This window comes from Streptomyces sp. NPDC044033, assembly GCF_056434425.1.
In genome coordinates this window covers 66,209-81,886 of record NZ_JBWKFF010000005.1, presented here as the reverse complement: position 1 = coordinate 81,886, position 15,678 = coordinate 66,209, and the positions used below count along the sequence as shown (strand labels likewise).

The 15,678-nt window shown below is 71.1% G+C and carries 16 protein-coding genes; 5 read left to right on the top strand and 11 right to left on the bottom strand.

Annotated features, from left to right (window positions below; all coding sequences use genetic code 11):
• Positions 1-163: 163 nt before the first annotated feature.
• Together AC07AB_RS11560 and AC07AB_RS11555 are read right to left on the bottom strand one after the other, a co-directional pair.
• A complete protein-coding gene (locus AC07AB_RS11560) occupies positions 164-1,075 on the bottom strand; it encodes an SAM-dependent methyltransferase (protein ID WP_478563826.1) in 912 nt (303 codons plus the stop codon).
• A 288-nt stretch (positions 1,076-1,363) separates the two neighbouring features.
• Positions 1,364-1,687 carry a DUF6126 family protein gene (locus AC07AB_RS11555; RefSeq protein WP_478563823.1) on the bottom strand — a complete coding sequence of 108 codons (324 nt, stop codon included), beginning with the start codon at positions 1,685-1,687 and terminating at the stop codon, positions 1,364-1,366.
• A 253-nt stretch (positions 1,688-1,940) separates the two neighbouring features.
• Here AC07AB_RS11555 and lnt point away from each other — a divergent pair, with 253 nt between their 5' ends.
• Positions 1,941-3,476, top strand: coding sequence for an apolipoprotein N-acyltransferase (gene lnt / locus AC07AB_RS11550; RefSeq protein WP_478563820.1), 1,536 nt, complete (start codon positions 1,941-1,943; stop codon positions 3,474-3,476).
• Here lnt and AC07AB_RS11545 read toward each other — a convergent pair.
• Complete coding sequence (locus tag AC07AB_RS11545; RefSeq protein WP_478563817.1) at positions 3,448-4,353, bottom strand: Gfo/Idh/MocA family protein; 906 nt, start codon at positions 4,351-4,353, stop codon at positions 3,448-3,450. The genes lnt and AC07AB_RS11545 overlap by 29 nt on opposite strands.
• Before the next feature lie 157 nt (positions 4,354-4,510).
• Here AC07AB_RS11545 and AC07AB_RS11540 point away from each other — a divergent pair, with 157 nt between their 5' ends.
• Together AC07AB_RS11540 and AC07AB_RS11535 are read left to right on the top strand one after the other, a co-directional pair.
• Complete coding sequence (locus AC07AB_RS11540) at positions 4,511-5,029, top strand: DinB family protein (RefSeq protein ID WP_478563814.1); 519 nt, start codon at positions 4,511-4,513, stop codon at positions 5,027-5,029.
• Between the two features lie 119 nt (positions 5,030-5,148).
• Positions 5,149-6,549 (top strand): pyridoxal phosphate-dependent decarboxylase family protein, encoded by a 1,401-nt coding sequence (locus tag AC07AB_RS11535; RefSeq protein WP_478563811.1) that lies wholly within the window; start codon positions 5,149-5,151, stop codon positions 6,547-6,549.
• Between the two features lie 140 nt (positions 6,550-6,689).
• Here AC07AB_RS11535 and AC07AB_RS11530 read toward each other — a convergent pair whose 3' ends face one another.
• The gene (locus tag AC07AB_RS11530; protein ID WP_478563808.1) at positions 6,690-7,661 is read right to left on the bottom strand and encodes a helix-turn-helix transcriptional regulator; all 972 of its coding nucleotides are present in this window, start codon (positions 7,659-7,661) and stop codon (positions 6,690-6,692) included.
• 113 nt (positions 7,662-7,774) lie between these two features.
• Here AC07AB_RS11530 and AC07AB_RS11525 point away from each other — a divergent pair, with 113 nt between their 5' ends.
• Entirely contained in the window at positions 7,775-8,182 is a 408-nt protein-coding gene (locus AC07AB_RS11525; RefSeq protein WP_478563805.1) for a DUF3224 domain-containing protein, read from the top strand.
• A gap of 72 nt (positions 8,183-8,254) precedes the next feature.
• Here AC07AB_RS11525 and AC07AB_RS11520 read toward each other — a convergent pair whose 3' ends face one another.
• The 6 genes from AC07AB_RS11520 to AC07AB_RS11495 all read right to left on the bottom strand — a co-directional run bounded on the left by AC07AB_RS11520 (position 8,255) and on the right by AC07AB_RS11495 (position 13,097).
• Entirely contained in the window at positions 8,255-8,926 is a 672-nt protein-coding gene (locus AC07AB_RS11520; RefSeq protein WP_478564688.1) for a uracil-DNA glycosylase, read from the bottom strand.
• Positions 8,927-9,048: 122 nt separating this feature from the next.
• Positions 9,049-9,834: an SDR family oxidoreductase gene (locus tag AC07AB_RS11515; protein WP_478563802.1), complete on the bottom strand. Its 786-nt coding sequence runs from the start codon at positions 9,832-9,834 to the stop codon at positions 9,049-9,051.
• 18 nt (positions 9,835-9,852) lie between these two features.
• Positions 9,853-10,614: a 3-oxoacyl-ACP reductase FabG gene (gene fabG, locus AC07AB_RS11510; RefSeq protein ID WP_478563799.1), complete on the bottom strand. Its 762-nt coding sequence runs from the start codon at positions 10,612-10,614 to the stop codon at positions 9,853-9,855.
• Between the two features lie 124 nt (positions 10,615-10,738).
• Positions 10,739-11,134, bottom strand: coding sequence for a DUF3037 domain-containing protein (locus tag AC07AB_RS11505; RefSeq protein WP_478563796.1), 396 nt, complete (start codon positions 11,132-11,134; stop codon positions 10,739-10,741).
• The gene (locus AC07AB_RS11500) at positions 11,131-11,955 is read right to left on the bottom strand and encodes a HipA family kinase (protein WP_478563793.1); all 825 of its coding nucleotides are present in this window, start codon (positions 11,953-11,955) and stop codon (positions 11,131-11,133) included. The genes AC07AB_RS11505 and AC07AB_RS11500 overlap by 4 nt, the downstream gene beginning before the upstream one ends.
• Positions 11,956-12,077: 122 nt before the next feature.
• The gene (locus tag AC07AB_RS11495; protein WP_478563790.1) at positions 12,078-13,097 is read right to left on the bottom strand and encodes a tyrosine-type recombinase/integrase; all 1,020 of its coding nucleotides are present in this window, start codon (positions 13,095-13,097) and stop codon (positions 12,078-12,080) included.
• 288 nt (positions 13,098-13,385) lie between these two features.
• Between AC07AB_RS11495 and AC07AB_RS11490 the strand changes: the two genes are divergently transcribed.
• A complete protein-coding gene (locus AC07AB_RS11490; RefSeq protein ID WP_478563787.1) occupies positions 13,386-14,795 on the top strand; it encodes an IS701 family transposase in 1,410 nt (469 codons plus the stop codon).
• Positions 14,796-14,867: 72 nt separating this feature from the next.
• Here the strand turns inward: AC07AB_RS11490 and AC07AB_RS11485 are convergent, their stop codons facing one another.
• Positions 14,868-15,638 carry a transposase gene (locus AC07AB_RS11485; RefSeq protein WP_478563784.1) on the bottom strand — a complete coding sequence of 257 codons (771 nt, stop codon included), beginning with the start codon at positions 15,636-15,638 and terminating at the stop codon, positions 14,868-14,870.
• Positions 15,639-15,678 lie beyond the last annotated feature (40 nt).

Sequence of the window (15,678 nt, the reverse complement as noted above, 5' to 3'; positions counted from 1 at the left end):
GCGGCGGACCTCGGGGGCCAGTACTCCTCCGGAGGGCCGCGGCCGGCGCTCCGGAGGCGATGGTCCTGGGGCAGTGAATCCTGGGGCCGGCGGTCCCGGAGGCCGGCGGTCCCGGAGGCCGGCGGCCCTGGGGCAGTGGTCCCGGAGGCCGGCAGCCCCGAGGTCAGCAGTCCTGAAGGCGGAAGAGGAGCTGCCGGGTCTCGACCGCGTGGTCGCGCCAGATGCGGAAGAGCTTTCCGTGGGTGAGAGCCGACTCCGTCAGCCGCTCGATCGCGATCGGCGACGGCGTGCCCGTGCGCTTGGCCAGGTCCAGTTCCGCCGTCGTCCAGGCCATGGACTGCACCCAGAACTCCGCCACCCGGTCGGTGATGTCCTCGTCCTGCTCCAGTTCGAAACCCGCGGCGTTCGCGGCGGCTATGTACTCGGCCAAGGTGCCCAGCCGTGTCTTGTAGTAGCCGTCGATGAACCGGGTCCACTCCGGGCGGCAGAGGAAGTGCTCCTGGATGCCGAACCAGCCCCCTGGCTCCAGCGCCCTCGCCACGACCGAGAAGAGCCGCTCGCGGTCCATGTAGCCGGAGCTCTCGAAGGCGACAGCCGCGCCGTACGCCCGTTCCTCCCGCAGGTCGTGGACGTCCGCGAGGACCGGGGTGACCAGCTTCCCCACCCCGGCCTGCTCGGCGAACTCCGCCACCAGCGGGACGTGTTGCGCGGCCACGGTCATCGCGGTGACGGCGCAGCCGTGCTCCTGCGCCCAGTACAGGGAGCCGCCGCCCAGGCCGCAGCCTATGTCGAGGAGCGCGGCCGGCCGGTCGCCCATCGGGGTCCAGGCCCGGGCGGCGTGCTCGATCGCGGCTTCCTGGGAGACGAGGAGACGGTCCTTGAGGACTCGTTGGGCCACCGTGGTGTTCGGGGCGGCACCGATGTCGAACAGTCCCATGTGGAAGTGCACGCGTGGACCCGGGCCGTACTTGTGCAGGATGTCAGTGGTCTTCCTCGAATAGTACGAGGGCACTTTCGCCTCGCCGATCACCGTGCCGCGATCAGCGGTAGCCTCGGCCACAATACTGTTGTCCATGGAGTCCCCTCCGAGACGTCGGCTCCCGGTGGACAGATGATCCGGGTGGTTCGACGCGCAGCGGGACATCTTCCGACAGCCGGATTCAGCTCCGGTCACGTATGTCCGTCACGCCGCCCCTCCGCTGACCTTTGGCCAACGTTCCTGTCCACTTTTGCGCGGTACCTGCCCAAGCCATCTCGCCGATAACCCGCATCGTGCGCCAGCGCACACCTTTCCAGCACGACAACTCGGGCTCACTTCGGATCGCTTTGACACCGGATGCGGCATATTTGGTTTTCTTCAAGACTAGAATCGCTGAATATTGGGCATCGTTGTCGGGGTTTTTTCCGCCCGGCGAGCCTCAATCTGGACAGAGAGGGAATGGCCGGAAATCACGCATGAGTCGGGTGGATATGCATATGCCGGAAGCCGTTGTTCGCGGCGCGCACTCCCAGGCGAACGGCGCTTTGACTCGGCGCGCGCCCCCAAATGGAACAACGGCCGGATGAACGCGGCGAAGAAATGCCCCGCCATCGCGTAGCCGAAGGCGCGCGGCGCCACTCCTCGCTCCTCGTACTCCGCGCTCCTCGTACTCCTCGCTCCCGGCGCCGTTGCCGGCCGGAGCCTCATCCAGCGCCGTAGTCACAGCCGTCACCGGGGCCTCGGACGCCGCCGATGCCTCAGTCGTCGCCGGAGTCGCGGCGGCCGCCGGAGCCTCGACCCCCGCCGCTCTCGGAGCGGACTCGCGGGCGGAAGCACGGCCGATCACTGCGTCCACCGCGGGCGACCCCGAATCGGCGCTGCGTGTCGCGCCCACGGCACCCTGTGCCTGATCGTCTCTCTCCCGCACACTGGTGACCGGCCAGCACGAGGGAGGCACGGCATGGCGGGGTCGATCGGCGGATGGCGGCGCCTCAGCTCACCGTGGTGGCGGGGGGCGGCCGCGGTCCTCGCGGGCGCGCTGCCCGCACTGGCGTTTCCGGCCCCCGCCCTGTGGTGGCTCGCCTATGCCGCTCTCGTGCCGTGGCTGCTGCTGATCCGGTCCGCTCCCACGGGCCGCCGCGCGGCACTGGACGGGTGGCTCGGCGGCGCCGGGTTCCTGCTGGCCGTGCACCACTGGCTGCTGCCGAGCCTGCACGTCTTCATCCTGGTGCTGGCCGCCCTGCTGGGGCTGTTCTGGGCGCCGTGGGGGTGGCTGGTGCGCCGGCTGCTGGGCGGCACGCCCGGTACGGGCACGATGGCGGCGGCGCTCATCCTCGTGCCGTCCGGGTGGCTGATGGTCGAACTCATCCGCTCCTGGCAGTACCTGGGCGGGCCATGGGGCCTGCTGGGCGCCAGTCAGTGGCAGGTCACGCCCGCGCTGCGGCTCGCGTCCGTCGGCGGTGTGTGGCTCGTCAGCTTTCTCCTCGTGGCGGTGAACACGGGTTTCGCCGCGCTGATCGCGCTGGACCGGGCCCGTACGGCCGCCGTCGCCGGGCTGCTGGTGTGCGCGGCGGTGGTCGGTGGGGTGTGGGCGTGGGCGCCGCTGCCGGAGGCCGCGGGCACGGTCCGGATCGCGATCGTCCAGCCGGGGGTGATCGCCGGCGGCGCGGACGGGCAGCGCCGCTTCGACCGCGAGGAAGCCCTGACCCGGCGGCTCGCGGGGCGCGGCGTGAGCCTGGTGGTGTGGGGCGAGAGCAGCGTGGGCCAGGACCTGGCGAACCGGCCGGACCTGCGGGCCCGCCTCGCCAAGCTGTCCCGGACGGTGGGGGCGCAGTTGCTCGTCAACGTCGACGCCCGGCGCGCGGACAAGCCGGGGATCTTCAAGAGTTCGGTGCTGGTCGGGCCGGACGGATCGACCGGTGACCGCTACGACAAGATGCGGCTGGTGCCGTTCGGCGAGTACGTCCCGGCGCGGTCGGTACTGGGCTGGGCCACCTCCGTGGGCAAGGCGGCGGGTGAGGACCGCAGGCGCGGCGACCGCCCGGTGGTGATGCGCATCGGGAGCGCGGGCGGCCTGCGCGTCGGCCCGTTGGTCTGCTTCGAGTCGGCCTTCCCCGACATGAGCCGGCATCTGGTGCGCACGGGGGCCCAGTTGCTCATCGCGCAGTCGTCGACCTCGACCTTTCAGCACAGTTGGGCCCCGCGGCAGCACGCTTCGCTGGCCGCGCTGCGGGCCGCCGAGACCTGGCGGCCGATGGTGCACGCGACGCTGACGGGGGTGAGCGCGGTCGCCGGGCCGCGCGGCGAGACGGTCGGCGACCCGCTGTCGACCTCCCGCAGCGCGTCCGCCGTCTACGACGTGCCGCTGGCGCGCGGCACCAGTGTGTACGTACGGGTCGGCGACTGGACGGTGTACGGGGCGCTGGCCGCGCTCGCGGTGTTCTGCGCGGCCGAGGGCGTACGGGCCTTCAGGAAGCCTGGTCGAGCGCGAGGTTGACGACGCGCTCGCACAGCTCGTGCGTGCGCAGGGCGTCCTCGGCGCCCCAGGGTCCACCGGTCCGTACCGCGTCGAGGAAGGCCAGTGTGATCTGCTCGATGCCGCGCTGGCGGGCCACCGGCACCCAGTCGCCGCGCCGGCGCACGCCGAGCCTGCCCTCGTGGTCGACGACGTCGGCGAGGTTGAGCACCTGCCGCTTGGCGTCCTGCCCTGAGACGTCGAGGATCTCCTCGGTGGAGCCGCTGAGCCGGTTCATGGTGCCGATGGCAGTGAAGCCGTCGCCGGAGAGCTGGAGCACGACGTGGTGCATGAGGCCGTCGCGGATCCGGGCCCGGACGTCGATGTGCTCGATGGCTCCGGGGGCGAGGAAGCGCAGGGTGTCGACGACGTGGATGAAGTCGTCGAAGACGAGGGTGCGCGGCGCCTCGGCGAGGCCGACGCGGTTCTTCTGCATCAGGATCAGCTCGCGCGGGTGCTCCGCGCACTGGGCGTAGCCGGGCGCGTAGCGGCGGTTGAAGCCGACCGTGAGGCCGACGCGGCGGCGCTGGGCGAGGCGGACGAGCCGCTCGCTGGTGGCCAGGTCGTACGCGAGGGGCTTGTCGACGTAGGTCGGCACCCCGGCTTCCAGGAGGCGGGTGACGATCTCCGGGTGGGCGGCGGTCGAGGCGTGCACGAAGGCCGCGTCCAGGCCCGCGGAGAGCAGCGAGTCGAGGTCGGTGTGGCGGTGCGCGGCGGGGATGCGGTAGGTGTCGGCGACGCGGTGGAGGGTGGCCGGGGTGCGGGTCTGCACGTGCGGTTCCAACCCCGGCTGGGTGGTGAGTACCGGCAGATACGCCTTCTGCGCGATGTCTCCGAGCCCGATGCAGCCGACCTTCACGAGTGCTCCCTGGTGCGCGTTCCGTCCGATCTTTGCCCCGGCAGCATACGGGCGCCACGGTGGCCGCCGGTCCGCGACGGCGTCCGGGGTGCGCGGGAGCCCCGGCAGCCCGATAATGGCTCGCTCCGTCGCCGCCCGAGTGGTCATGATTGCGCTCATGACGACTTCCGAGATCGAGATCCCCTCACCGTCCACGACCGCCGACGAACGCGCCATGCTGGAGGGCTGGCTCGACCAGCACCGGGCCACCTTGGCCGCCAAGTGCGCCGGACTCGACGACGCGCAACTGCGCGAGGCGTCCGTGCCGCCCTCGGACCTCACGCTGATGGGGCTCGTACGGCACATGGCGGATGTCGAACGCGGCTGGTTCCGGCGGGTGCTCGCCGGGGAGGACGCCCCGCCGATCCACTACAGCGACGACGACCTGGACGGGGACTTCCGCGTCACCGAGCGGGACACTTTCGAGAACGCCTTCGCCACCTGGCAGCACGAGATCGAGCGGGCCCGGGAAGCGGCCGCGTCCCGGTCGCTGGAGGACCGCAACTCCGGCACCCACCGCACCGGCTACGACTTCAACCTCCGCTGGATCATGACCCACATGATCGAGGAGTACGCGCGCCACAACGGCCACGCCGATCTCATCCGCCAGTGCATCGACGGTGCCACCAGCGACTGACCGCGTGTGTCGGCCCCTCCTCCCCATGGCGGCCCGGTCCAGTTTTCGACGATTGGACCGAGCCCTGCGGCCTTCGCCGGATTAGCGTCACCATCGCGAACCGACGAACGGAGCCCGTAGTGCACCCTCAACTCGCCGCAGACCTGGACCGGCTGCCGGATCTGCTGGAGGACGTCCGCCGGCATGCCGCGGCCTTCCTCGGCGGTCTGGACGAGCGGCCGGTCGTTCCCACGGCTCAGGCCCCCGCCGCCGCCGCTCTGCCCGCACGCGGGGACGGGCTGAGCGCCGCGCTGCGGGAGTTCGCCGAGCGCTGGGAGCCGGGGCTGTCGGCGGGGGCGGGGCCGCGCTACCTCGGCTTCGTCACCGGCGGCGTGACCCCCGCGGCGCTCGCCGGGGACTGGCTGACCTCGACCGTCGACCAGAACCCGATGTCGTCGCTGGACCCCGCCGGTCAGCGTCTGGAGCACGAGACGGTCGGCTGGCTGCGCGATCTCTTCGGCCTGTCCGGCGGCCATGGGGGGAACTTCGTGAGCGGCGCCACCATGTCCAACATCGTGGGCCTGGCCGTCGCCCGCGAGTGGCTCGGTGAGCGGCTCGGCGTCTCGCCGGCCGAGGCGGGGGCCGCGGCCCTGGGCCCGGTGCGGGTGTTCTCGGGCAGCCCGCATTCCAGCGTGGCCAAGGGCCTGTCGATGCTCGGCCTGGGCCGCTCCGCCCTGGTCCCGGTGGCCACCCTCCCCGGTCGGGAGGCCGTCGACCCGGCCGCCCTGGAACGGGCCTTGCGGGAGACCGGCGGCCCCTGCGTCGTCGTCGCCAACGCGGGCACGGTCAACACCGTCGACTTCGATGATCTGCGCGCCATCGCCGCGCTGCGCGAGAGGTACGACTTCTGGCTGCACGTGGACGCCGCCTTCGGCGCGTTCGCCGCCCTCTCCCCCGCGCACGCGCACCTGGTCGACGGCATCGACCAGGCCGATTCCCTCTGCGTGGACCTGCACAAGTGGCTGAACGTGCCCTATGACAGCGCGGTGCAGTTCACGCGCCGCCGCGACCTGCAAGCCCGGGTCTTCCAGAACGCCGCGGCCTACCTCGGCCCGCTGGACGGCGCGCCCGAGGCGGTCCATCTCACCCCGGAGAACTCCCGGCGGCTGCGGGCGCTCGGCGCTTGGTTCACCCTGCGCGCGTACGGGCGGGACGGCTACCGCGAGATCGTCGAACGGTGCGTGACCGGTGCCCGCACGGTGGGCGAGGCCGTCGACGCCCATCCCGGTCTGCGCCTTCTCGCGCCGGTCCATCTCAACGTCGTCTGCTTCACCCTGGCCGAGGACCCCACCGCCGAGCGGCTCGCCGCTCTCGCCCGGGAGATGGCGGGTACGGCCTTTCTGACGCCCACGGTGTACGCCGGGGAGCCCGCGCTGCGGGCGGCGTTCAGCAATTGGCGCACGACCGCGGAGGACGCCCAGCTGGTGGTCAAGGCCCTCACGGACGCGGTGAGCACGCTGCGGGGCACGGCGTCCGGCTGATCCACGGCCCTCTGCGGTACGGGTGTACGGACGGTACGGGCTATGTGCCCGTACAAGGCAGGCGCGGGCCCGGTACGGACGTACCGGGCAGACGCGGGCGCGGCACGGCCGGCCGTGACCGTACAGGGGACCGCCGCACCTCATGTCGGCTGCCCGTACCGCCGCGCCAGTTCCCCCACCTCCTCGGCGAGCGCGGCTCGCAGCTCCGGCGGGCCGAGCACCTCGGCCTCCACGCCCAGCCGCAGCACGTCGTGGACCGCGACCGGCAGCGACTCGACGGGCAGCGTCACCCGCACCCAGCCGTCGCCGTCCGGCTCCCCCGCCGCCGCGGCGGCCGCCCCGCCCACCGCGCCGAACTGCGCGGGCAGCAGCCGCAGCCCCCTCGGTGATATCCGCAGCAGCGCCTCGCCCTGGAAGCGCAGGTCCTCCAATCGGCGCGAGGACCGCTGCCAGTAGTCGGCCAGGTCGAAGCCTGCGGGACGCTCGAAGGGCTCGTCGAGGACATCGGCGGCCAGGATCCGGGAGACCCGGTACGTACGGACGCTCTCCCCGGCCCGCGCCACCAGATACCAGATGCCGCCCTTGAGGACGAGGCCCAGAGGCTGGAGATCGCGGTGCACCTCGCCGCTCCAGCGCCGGTAGTGGACGCGCAGCACACGCTGCTGCCAGACCGCCTCGGCGACCGCCGCGAGCTGCGGCACCGGATCCGCGTCGCGGAACCACGCGGGCGCGTCCAGATGGAACCGCTCCTGGATGCGGCGCGAGCGCTCCCCCAGCCCGTGCGGCAGCGCGGCCCGGAGCTTGAGCTGTGCGGTGGCGAGATCCGCGCCGAGGCCCAACTCGGCCGCGGCGCCCGGCGTCCCGGCGAGGAAGAGCGAGTCGGCCTCGTCGCCGGTGAGCCCGGTCAGCCGGGTGCGGTAGCCGTCCAGCAGCCGGTAGCCGCCGGCCGGTCCCCGGTCCGCGTAGACCGGCACGCCGGAGGTGCTGAGCGCCTCGACGTCCCGGTAGACCGTGCGGACGGAGACGTCGAGCTCCGCGGCGAGCTCGGGCGCGGTCATCCTGCCGCGGTTCTGGAGCAGCAGGAGCAGGGAGAGCAGGCGGTCGGCGCGCATGACGGCATTGTCCGCCGTCTTCCGCCGTACCTGACAGGAGGTGTCAGGTATGGCGGTCACGCTGGGCGCATCGCCGTACGGACAGACCCGTACGGCAGCTGAAAGGAACCGCCATGACCACACACGCCACCGGCACCTTCACCTTCGCCGACTGGGACGAGAGCCGGGTCAGCCAGGTCGAGGGCGCGGCCCGGCTCTCCCACGCGCGGGTGACCAACGGCTTCACGGGCGCGATCGAGGCGACCGGCACCTCGTGCGAGTACACGATCGTCTACACCAGCGAGACGACGGGTGTCTTCGCCGGCTACGAACAGGTCGACGGCGCCCTCGACGGCCGCAAGGGCAGTTTCGTCCTCACGCACCGCGGACACTTCGACGAAGAGGGCGCCGTGCACTGCGTCTTCGAAGTGCTGGCGGGGGCCTCCGGCGGCGCGCTGACCGGCCTGGCCGGAAAGGGCGCGTTCACCGCCCAGAAGGGCGAGAAGGAGACGCCCTACACCCTCGACTACGACCTCGGCTGACCGGTCCGGTCGACCGGCTGCGACGCCGTCCGATCCAGGTCGGGCGGCCGGCTGCGGCCTCCTCCGAGGAGGTCAGGCGGCGAGGTCCGGGATCCGCCAGTCTATGGGCCGGTGCCCCTGGGCCCCGACCGCCGCGTTGATCTGGGTGAAGGGGCTGGAGCCGAAGAACTTCTTGGCGGACAGCGGAGAGGGGTGTGCGCCCTTGACCACCGCGTGCCGCTCCTCGTCGATGAGCGGCAGCTTCTTCTGCGCGTAGTTGCCCCAGAGCACGAAGACCGCCGGGTCGGGGCGGTCGGCCACCGCACGGATCACCGCGTCGGTGAACTTCTCCCACCCCTTGCCCTTGTGGGAGTTGGCCTCGCCGCCGCGGACCGTCAGCACCGCGTTGAGCAGCAGGACTCCCTGCTCGGCCCACGGCATCAGATAGCCGTTGTCGGGGACGGGGTGGCCCAGCTCGGCGTGCATCTCCTTGTAGATGTTCCGCAGCGACGGCGGGGTCTTGACCCCCGGCCGCACCGAGAAGCACAGGCCGTGTCCCTGGCCCGCGCCGTGGTACGGGTCCTGCCCGAGGATCAGCACCTTCACCTGGTCGTACGGCGTCGCGTCGAGGGCCGCGAAGACCTCCTCGCGCGGGGGGTGGACCGGGCCCTTCGCCCGCTCCTCCTCGACGAAGCCCATCAGCTCCTTGAAATAGGGCTTCTCCAGCTCGTCGCCGAGGACGCCCGTCCAGGACTCGGGCAGCATGTCGGTCACGTTCAACAACCTCCGGTGTGTGATCCGCTGTCGACCACAGAACCTACCGGCGACCACTGACAGCGGGGGTGGGGGCGGCGGACCGGGGCCCGCCGCTCCCACCCCGGCGGCGGCTACACCCCGGCGTTGAGGAACAGTCCGCCGTCGACGACGAGGTTCTGGCCGGTGATCCAGCCCGCCGCGTCGGAGAGCAGGAACGCGGCGGCGCCCCCGATGTCCGCGGGGACGCCGAGCCGCCCCATCGGGTATCCCGCGACGGCCTCCGCCTCCCGGTCCTCGTAGAGGGCGGCCGCGAACTTGGTCTTCACGATCGCCGGAGCGATCGAGTTGACCCGGGCCATCGGGGCCATCTCGTGGGCGAGCTGCAGCGTGAGGTTGACCATCGCGGCCTTGCTCATGCCGTACGCCCCGATGAACGGGGAGGCGGAGACGCCGGCGACGGAGGCGATGTTGACGATCGCGCCGCCGTTCTCCTTCTGCCATGCCTGCCACGTCTGCTGGGCGAAGCCGAGCGCCGAGAGCACATTGGTCTCGTAGACCTTGCGGGCCACGCCGAGGTCCAGCTCCGTGATGGGGCCGAAGACCGGGTTGGTGCCCGCGTTGTTGACGAGGTAGTCGACGCGTCCGAAGGTCTCCATGGCGCGTTCGACGACCGTCGCCCGGTGCGCCTCGTCGGCGGCCTTGCCCGCGACGCCGATCGCGCGGTCCTCGCCGAGCCGCTGTACGGCCTCCTTGAGGGCTTCCTCACCGCGCCCGGTGATCACGACGCGGTCACCGCGCGCCACGAGCGCCTCGGCGATGCCGTACCCGATGCCCCGGCTCGCGCCCGTGATGATGGCGACCCGCCCGGAGCCGCGGCTCCCGGCGTCGTCGGTGCGCCCCTGGTCCTGTGCAGTCATGTGATGTGCCGTTCCTCGTCAGTTGAGCGGGCCGCCGGCCACGTACATGACCTGCCCCGATACGAACCCGGCCGCCTCGCCCGCGAAGAACGCGATCGCGTTGGCGATGTCGTCCGGTACCCCCACCCGCTGGACGGGGATCTGAGTGGCGGCAGCGGCCTGGAACTCCTCGAAGCCCATGCCGACGCGCTCGGCGGTGGCGGCGGTCATGTCGGTGACGATGAAGCCGGGGGCCACGGAGTTGGCGGTGATGCCGAACTTGCCGAGCTCCTTGGCGAGGGTCTTGGTGAGCCCCTGGAGGCCGGCCTTGGCCGCGGCGTAGTTGGCCTGGCCCCGGTTGCCGAGCGCGGAGGAGCTGGAGAGGTTGACGATGCGGCCGAAGCCCGCGTCCACCATGTGCTTCTGGCAGGCGCGCGACATCAGGAACGCGCCCCGCAGATGCACGTTCATGACCGTGTCCCAGTCGGTCTCGCTCATCTTGAAGAGGAGGTTGTCGCGGAGCACGCCCGCGTTGTTGACGAGGATCGTCGGGGCGCCGAGTTCGGCCGCCACCCGCGCGACGGCCGCCTCGACCTGTGCCGGATCGGAGACATCGCAGCCGACGGCGAGGGCCTTGCCGCCCGCCGTGGTGATCTTCTTGACGGTCTCCGCGCAGGCGGCCTCGTCGAGGTCGAGCACGGCGACGGCGCGGCCCTCGGCGGCCAGCCGCACGGCGGTGGCCGCGCCGATGCCGCGGGCCGCGCCCGTCACGACGGCTACGCGCTGCTCAGTGGTGGACATGCGGAATCTCCTCACCTCGGAAGCGGCTCACCGCCCCGGACCGTGTATGGGTGAGCAACCGCTTAGTACCTTCAGCAGAGCTGACGCTAGAAGCCCGGCCACCGGCTGTCAACGCCTCCTCCGCTCACCTCACCAGCAGGTCGAGCAGGCGCTCCGCCTCAGCCTCCGCGTCCAGGGTCAGCCCGGTGTGCACCGGCCCGGGCTGTACGACCGTACTGCGCGGCGCGATCAGCCAGCGGAACCGCCGCCCCGCGTCGTCCGCCGCGGCCTGGCCGGCCCGCTCGCCGCCGAGGCAGACGCCCTCGACCGCGCCGAGCGCCGCCCGTACGCCCTCGACGTCCACGGCGGGGGCCAGCGCGAACAGCCGCGCCTCGTCCAGGTGCGTACGGGCGACGACCAGGCTCTTCGCCCGGCAGTAGACGAGGACGCCCGCGTTGATCATCTCGCCGCGCTCGACGCTCGGCACGACGCGCAGCAGCGCGTACTCGAAGACGTCGCGGCCATGGTGCGGGGCGTTCACTTCACGGCCTTCCGGTGCAGTCGGGACGCCAGCCACTCCGGCGCCTGCGAGGGCTTGTCCTTCGAGGGCGCGCCGAGCGTGATCCCGTCGGTGACCGTACGGGCGCGCTCCAGCAGCGCCTCGACGTACGCGCGGCGCAGCGCGTCCGTACTGTCGAAGCCCGGTTCGTCGACCAGCCATTCCTCGGGCACGTCGGCGGCGACCTCGGTCAGCAGCTCCTCGGTGACCAGGGGCGCCAGCTCCGCGGCGGCAGCGGCGATGTCCGGCGCGAAGGGCGCCAGGACGTGGTCGGAAGCGTCGTACGGCTTGGCGGCCGACTTCTGGGCGCCGGGCCAGTTGTGGTGCCAGATCATGGTGGCCCCGTGGTCGATCAGCCACAGCTCACCGTGCCAGACCAGGAGGTTGGGGTTGCGCCAGGACCGGTCGACGTTGTTGATGAGCGCGTCGAACCAGACCACACGCCCGGCCTCCGCCGCACCGACCTCGAAGGCAAGCGGGTCGAAGCCGAGCGACCCGGGCAGGTAGTCCATCCCGAGGTTCAGCCCGGCGCTGGACTTGAGCAGCTCCTGCACCTCCTGGTCCGGCTCGCTCAGCCCGATGACCGGATCGAGCCGCATCCCCACCAGCTCCGGCACCCGCATCCCGAGCCTGCGGCCGAGCTGCCCGCAGATGACCTCGGCGACGAGGGTCTTGCGGCCCTGCCCGGCGCCGGTGAACTTCATGACGTACGTACCCAGGTCGTCGGCCTCGACGATGCCGGGGAGCGACCCGCCCTCACGCAGGGGCGTTACATAGCGGGTCACGACGACCTCATTCAACATTTTCCCAAGCCATCCATCTCTTCAGCCTTTCAATCAACGGCCCGCTCCAGAGAGGTCCAGCAGCGGGAATCGCCCCTCAACATCCCTGGGGAGAATTTGGGGAGTTTCCACTGGCACGTGGTCTATCCCCGCTCCCCGAGCAGACCGTCGATGGCAGTACGCCCCTTGCTCCCTGCCTCGGGCATGAAGTGAGCATAGTAACCGAGGGTGATCGCCGGGGAGGAGTGTCCGAGCCACCGCGCCAAGGTCACGACGGACTCTCCGGCCTCCAGCATCAGCGATGCGAAGATATGCCGCAGTACATGGAAGCCGTCCTTCGGTGCCGCCCCCCACTGCCAGGCTTTGGCACCCTTAGTACGCGGCGGGATGACGCCGGCCGCGGCCAACGCGGGCTTCCAGGTGTAGGTGTTCCACGTGTTCACCGCGACAGCGTTACCGAAGCGTGTAGTGAGCAGCAGCGAGAACTTCCTCCCCTGCCCCTCCGGCTTCCCCCACGGAAGCTCCACTTCCACCGGCGGGAACGCTTCGACGTGGCGTTTCAACTCCTCGGCAACCGAGGGGGGCATGTCGACGAGACGGGCCTTCTTCCCCTTCGGCAGGGAGAAGTACAGCTTCCCGTGGATCGTCTGGACTTGGCGCCGGACATGAAGCGCGCCTCGCGCGTAGTCGATGTCCTCAGGGCTCAACCCGAACACCTCGCCCTGCCGGAGACCGCACCCCAGACCGACCACGACAGCTATCCGGTTGCGCGGGTTGATGACGTCGCGGACTCGCAGCGCCCTCTCCAAGGGCCAAGCCTCGCGCCGCTCCTGCGGCGCCTTGGGCCACTGCACGGACTTGGCGTGCATGAGGTTACTGGCGAGCCGCCTGTCATCGACGGCCGCCTCCAGAATGGAAGAGAGCTCGGACAGGATGCCGCGCTGGTAATCGACCGAGGCGACGGTCTTCCCCAACGTGGCTATGTACGCGCGCAGAACCGCCGCCGTGATGCTCCTGAGCGGGAGCTGGCCCAGGTGCGGAATGATGTGAAGTCGCGCCCTCCGCTCCTGGTTGTCCCGGGTCTTTGGAACTCCGCCTCTGCCCGGCGCCCAATGCATCGCGATGTAGTCGGCCAAGGCGATGGACCCGTCGCGCGGGTCCACGAACTCGCCTCGCTCCTCATCCGTGGCTGCCCGACGGAGTCACGCCTTGGCATCCTCCAAAACGTCGAAGGATCGGTCCCGCACTCCGGGCACGCCGGCGACCTTGTACCGCTTCCCTTGGCCGTAGCGAGCGGTCTTCTCCCTTTTCCCGGTGGCCGGGTCCTTCTTCTTCTTGATCCAACGGTCTTCTAGCGGTAGTTCGTTGAACTCGTCGGTAGTGGGGGTTGACGGCCGGCCGGGGCGGGCGTACGGCGGTGGTGCGGGGGTTTCGCCGAGCTGGGGGCGACGATGACCGCGCGACGTCCGTGTCCGCCCGCGCCGGGGCCGCTGGAGGAGTACGCGGCGCGCTTCGACGGCCTGTTCGTCAGCCTGGCCCAGCGGCGGGGGTTCCGGGAGTACCTGACGGGGCTGCTCGCACCGCGGGACCGGAACAAGACCATCACCTGCCTGGCCGGAGCGGAGCCCGTGGCGGGGGCGGGCTCACCGGCGGTGCAGCGACTGCAGTTCTTCCTCGCGGAGTCCACCTGGGACGCCGACAGGATCAACACCCGGCGGCTCGGGCTGCTGCGCGAGCAGGCGGAAACCGCGCCGCACGAGGGCGGGGTCATCGTGATCGACGACTCCGGGGACCGCAAGGACGGCACGGCCACCGCGCATGTGGGCCGCCAGTGGCTGGGCCGGCTCGGCAAGACGGACAACGGCGTGGTCACCGTGACCACGGTATGGACCGACGGGCGGGTGTACTACCCGCTGCATGCCCAGCCCTACACGCCCGCCCACCACTTCCCTCGCGGCCGGAACGATCCCGGCTTCCGCACCAAGCCGCAGCTGTCCGCCGCCCTGGCGGCCCAGGGCAAGGAGGCAGGGTTTGCCTGCCGGGCGGTGGTGGCCGACTGCGCCTACTCCGCCAGCGACGACTGGTATTTCGCACTGCGCGAGGCCGGGCTGGCCTACGTGGTGGCCCTCAAGCGGCACCGCGGCACCTGGACCCCCGCGGCCGAGCCACACACCCCCGTCGACGCCGCCCGCACTCTGGCCTGGCAGGATGCCCAACACCCTGGGGACTGGACACCGGTTGAACGGCGCTTCCACGACGGCCATACCGAGACCTGGTGGGCGGCCGACGCCACCCTCCTCGGCTGGCAGCCGCTCGGCCCGTGCCGCCTGGTCATCGCCACCACCGACCCGGCCACACTGCCGGAGAAGGCCACCTGGTATCTCGCCACCAACCTGCCCCACCCCGACGCACCACACGCCGCCACCAGCGCGCACCCGCCCGCCGACCTCGCCGAGATCGTCCGCCTCTACGGGCTGCGGCCGTGGATCGAGCAGAGCTACAAACAGATCAAGGACGAACTCGGCTGGGCCGACTTCCAAGTCCGCTCCGACATCGCCATCCGCCGCCACCAGACCCTGGTCAACTGCGCGTTCACCTTCTGCTGGGACCAGTGGCTCGCCCCACCCGGACCGCTGGACGCCACCGCACCGGAACCCTGCCCCACCCCTGGGCCAGAGAGGGGGAACCGCCACACCCCACCAGCACCAACTACCCTGCCGGCCCAGGGCATTGCGCGCCGTCCGCTCCTGGCTCACCCCCGCCACCACCCTGCACCGCTGGTGGCAAGCCTGGACGGACAAGGACCCGCCCGCCGAACTCCAGGCCCTGCTCGACGCGGTCACCACCGGCAGACCCCTTGATCTCTACCACCAGGTTTAACGAACTACCGGTAATACTCCGGTCGACCGCATGGCCTGCGCTCGCTGCGACTTCTACACGCCCAAGGCTTCCAGCAAGGGCCAGCTCCTGGAGGCCAAGGACAACCTCCAGCGCATGTTGGCGAACGTTCCGCTCAACGACGACGAACGCGCCGCCGTCGACGACGGGCAGGCCGCACTCAACCAGCTTCTGGAGCGGCTGGTCGACGTTCCTACGCCAGCTGGCGCGACGCCTCGACAGATCGGTGTTCCGGCGACCGCGACGCTCCTGCCCATCGTCGCCGTCAACCAGGGCAAAGGCTGAACTACTTGACAAATCAGATTCCACAGAAGCTTGGGCAGCACGACGAAGCCCCGCATGTCGCCGCTGCGTTTGACGATGGCGAGGACCAGAGCGAGGGCCGCGAGGCAGTACTCGACGAGGCTGCCGGTGTATCCGCCGTCGGCCCAGACCAGGGCCAGCAGGTGGTGCGCGGCAGTGACCTGGGCGAGCAGGACCTGCGCCGCGACACGGTCGCCCACATCCGCTGCGGCGACCATCACCGCGAGCAGCAGGCCAAGGGTGTCGACCACGACGTGCCGCTTGCGGCCGTTGATCAGTTTGCCGCCGTCAAAGCCGCAGCTGTCAGAGCCGACGACCGCGTCCGCTTTGACCGACTGCGAGTCGATCACGCCCGCGCCCGGCTCCGAGTCTCGCCCGGCCCGCCCGCGGACCCGGCGGCGGAGCCGGTCGTGGAACTCGCGGACCAGATCGTGGTTGCGCCAGCGCCGGAAGAACGCGTAGACCCGGTCCCACGGTGGGAAGTGGTAGCAATGGCCCGCCACTTCGTGCCATTGTCGACCAGGTAGCGGATCGCGTCCAGCA

Coding starts and splice junctions, on each gene's coding strand:
- AC07AB_RS11520 (WP_478564688.1), bottom strand. CDS start 8,926: ATGCTGCCCGAGTCCTGGACGGGCGTCCTCGGCGACGAGCTGGAGAAG.
- AC07AB_RS11530 (WP_478563808.1), bottom strand. CDS start 7,661: ATGCGCGCCGACCGCCTGCTCTCCCTGCTCCTGCTGCTCCAGAACCGC.
- fabG (WP_478563799.1), bottom strand. CDS start 10,614: ATGTCCACCACTGAGCAGCGCGTAGCCGTCGTGACGGGCGCGGCCCGC.
- AC07AB_RS11525 (WP_478563805.1), top strand. CDS start 7,775: ATGACCACACACGCCACCGGCACCTTCACCTTCGCCGACTGGGACGAG.
- AC07AB_RS11555 (WP_478563823.1), bottom strand. CDS start 1,687: ATGAGGCTCCGGCCGGCAACGGCGCCGGGAGCGAGGAGTACGAGGAGC.
- AC07AB_RS11500 (WP_478563793.1), bottom strand. CDS start 11,955: ATGTTGAATGAGGTCGTCGTGACCCGCTATGTAACGCCCCTGCGTGAG.
- AC07AB_RS11515 (WP_478563802.1), bottom strand. CDS start 9,834: ATGACTGCACAGGACCAGGGGCGCACCGACGACGCCGGGAGCCGCGGC.
- AC07AB_RS11560 (WP_478563826.1), bottom strand. CDS start 1,075: ATGGACAACAGTATTGTGGCCGAGGCTACCGCTGATCGCGGCACGGTG.
- AC07AB_RS11490 (WP_478563787.1), top strand. CDS start 13,386: ATGACCGCGCGACGTCCGTGTCCGCCCGCGCCGGGGCCGCTGGAGGAG.
- AC07AB_RS11540 (WP_478563814.1), top strand. CDS start 4,511: ATGACGACTTCCGAGATCGAGATCCCCTCACCGTCCACGACCGCCGAC.
- lnt (WP_478563820.1), top strand. CDS start 1,941: ATGGCGGGGTCGATCGGCGGATGGCGGCGCCTCAGCTCACCGTGGTGG.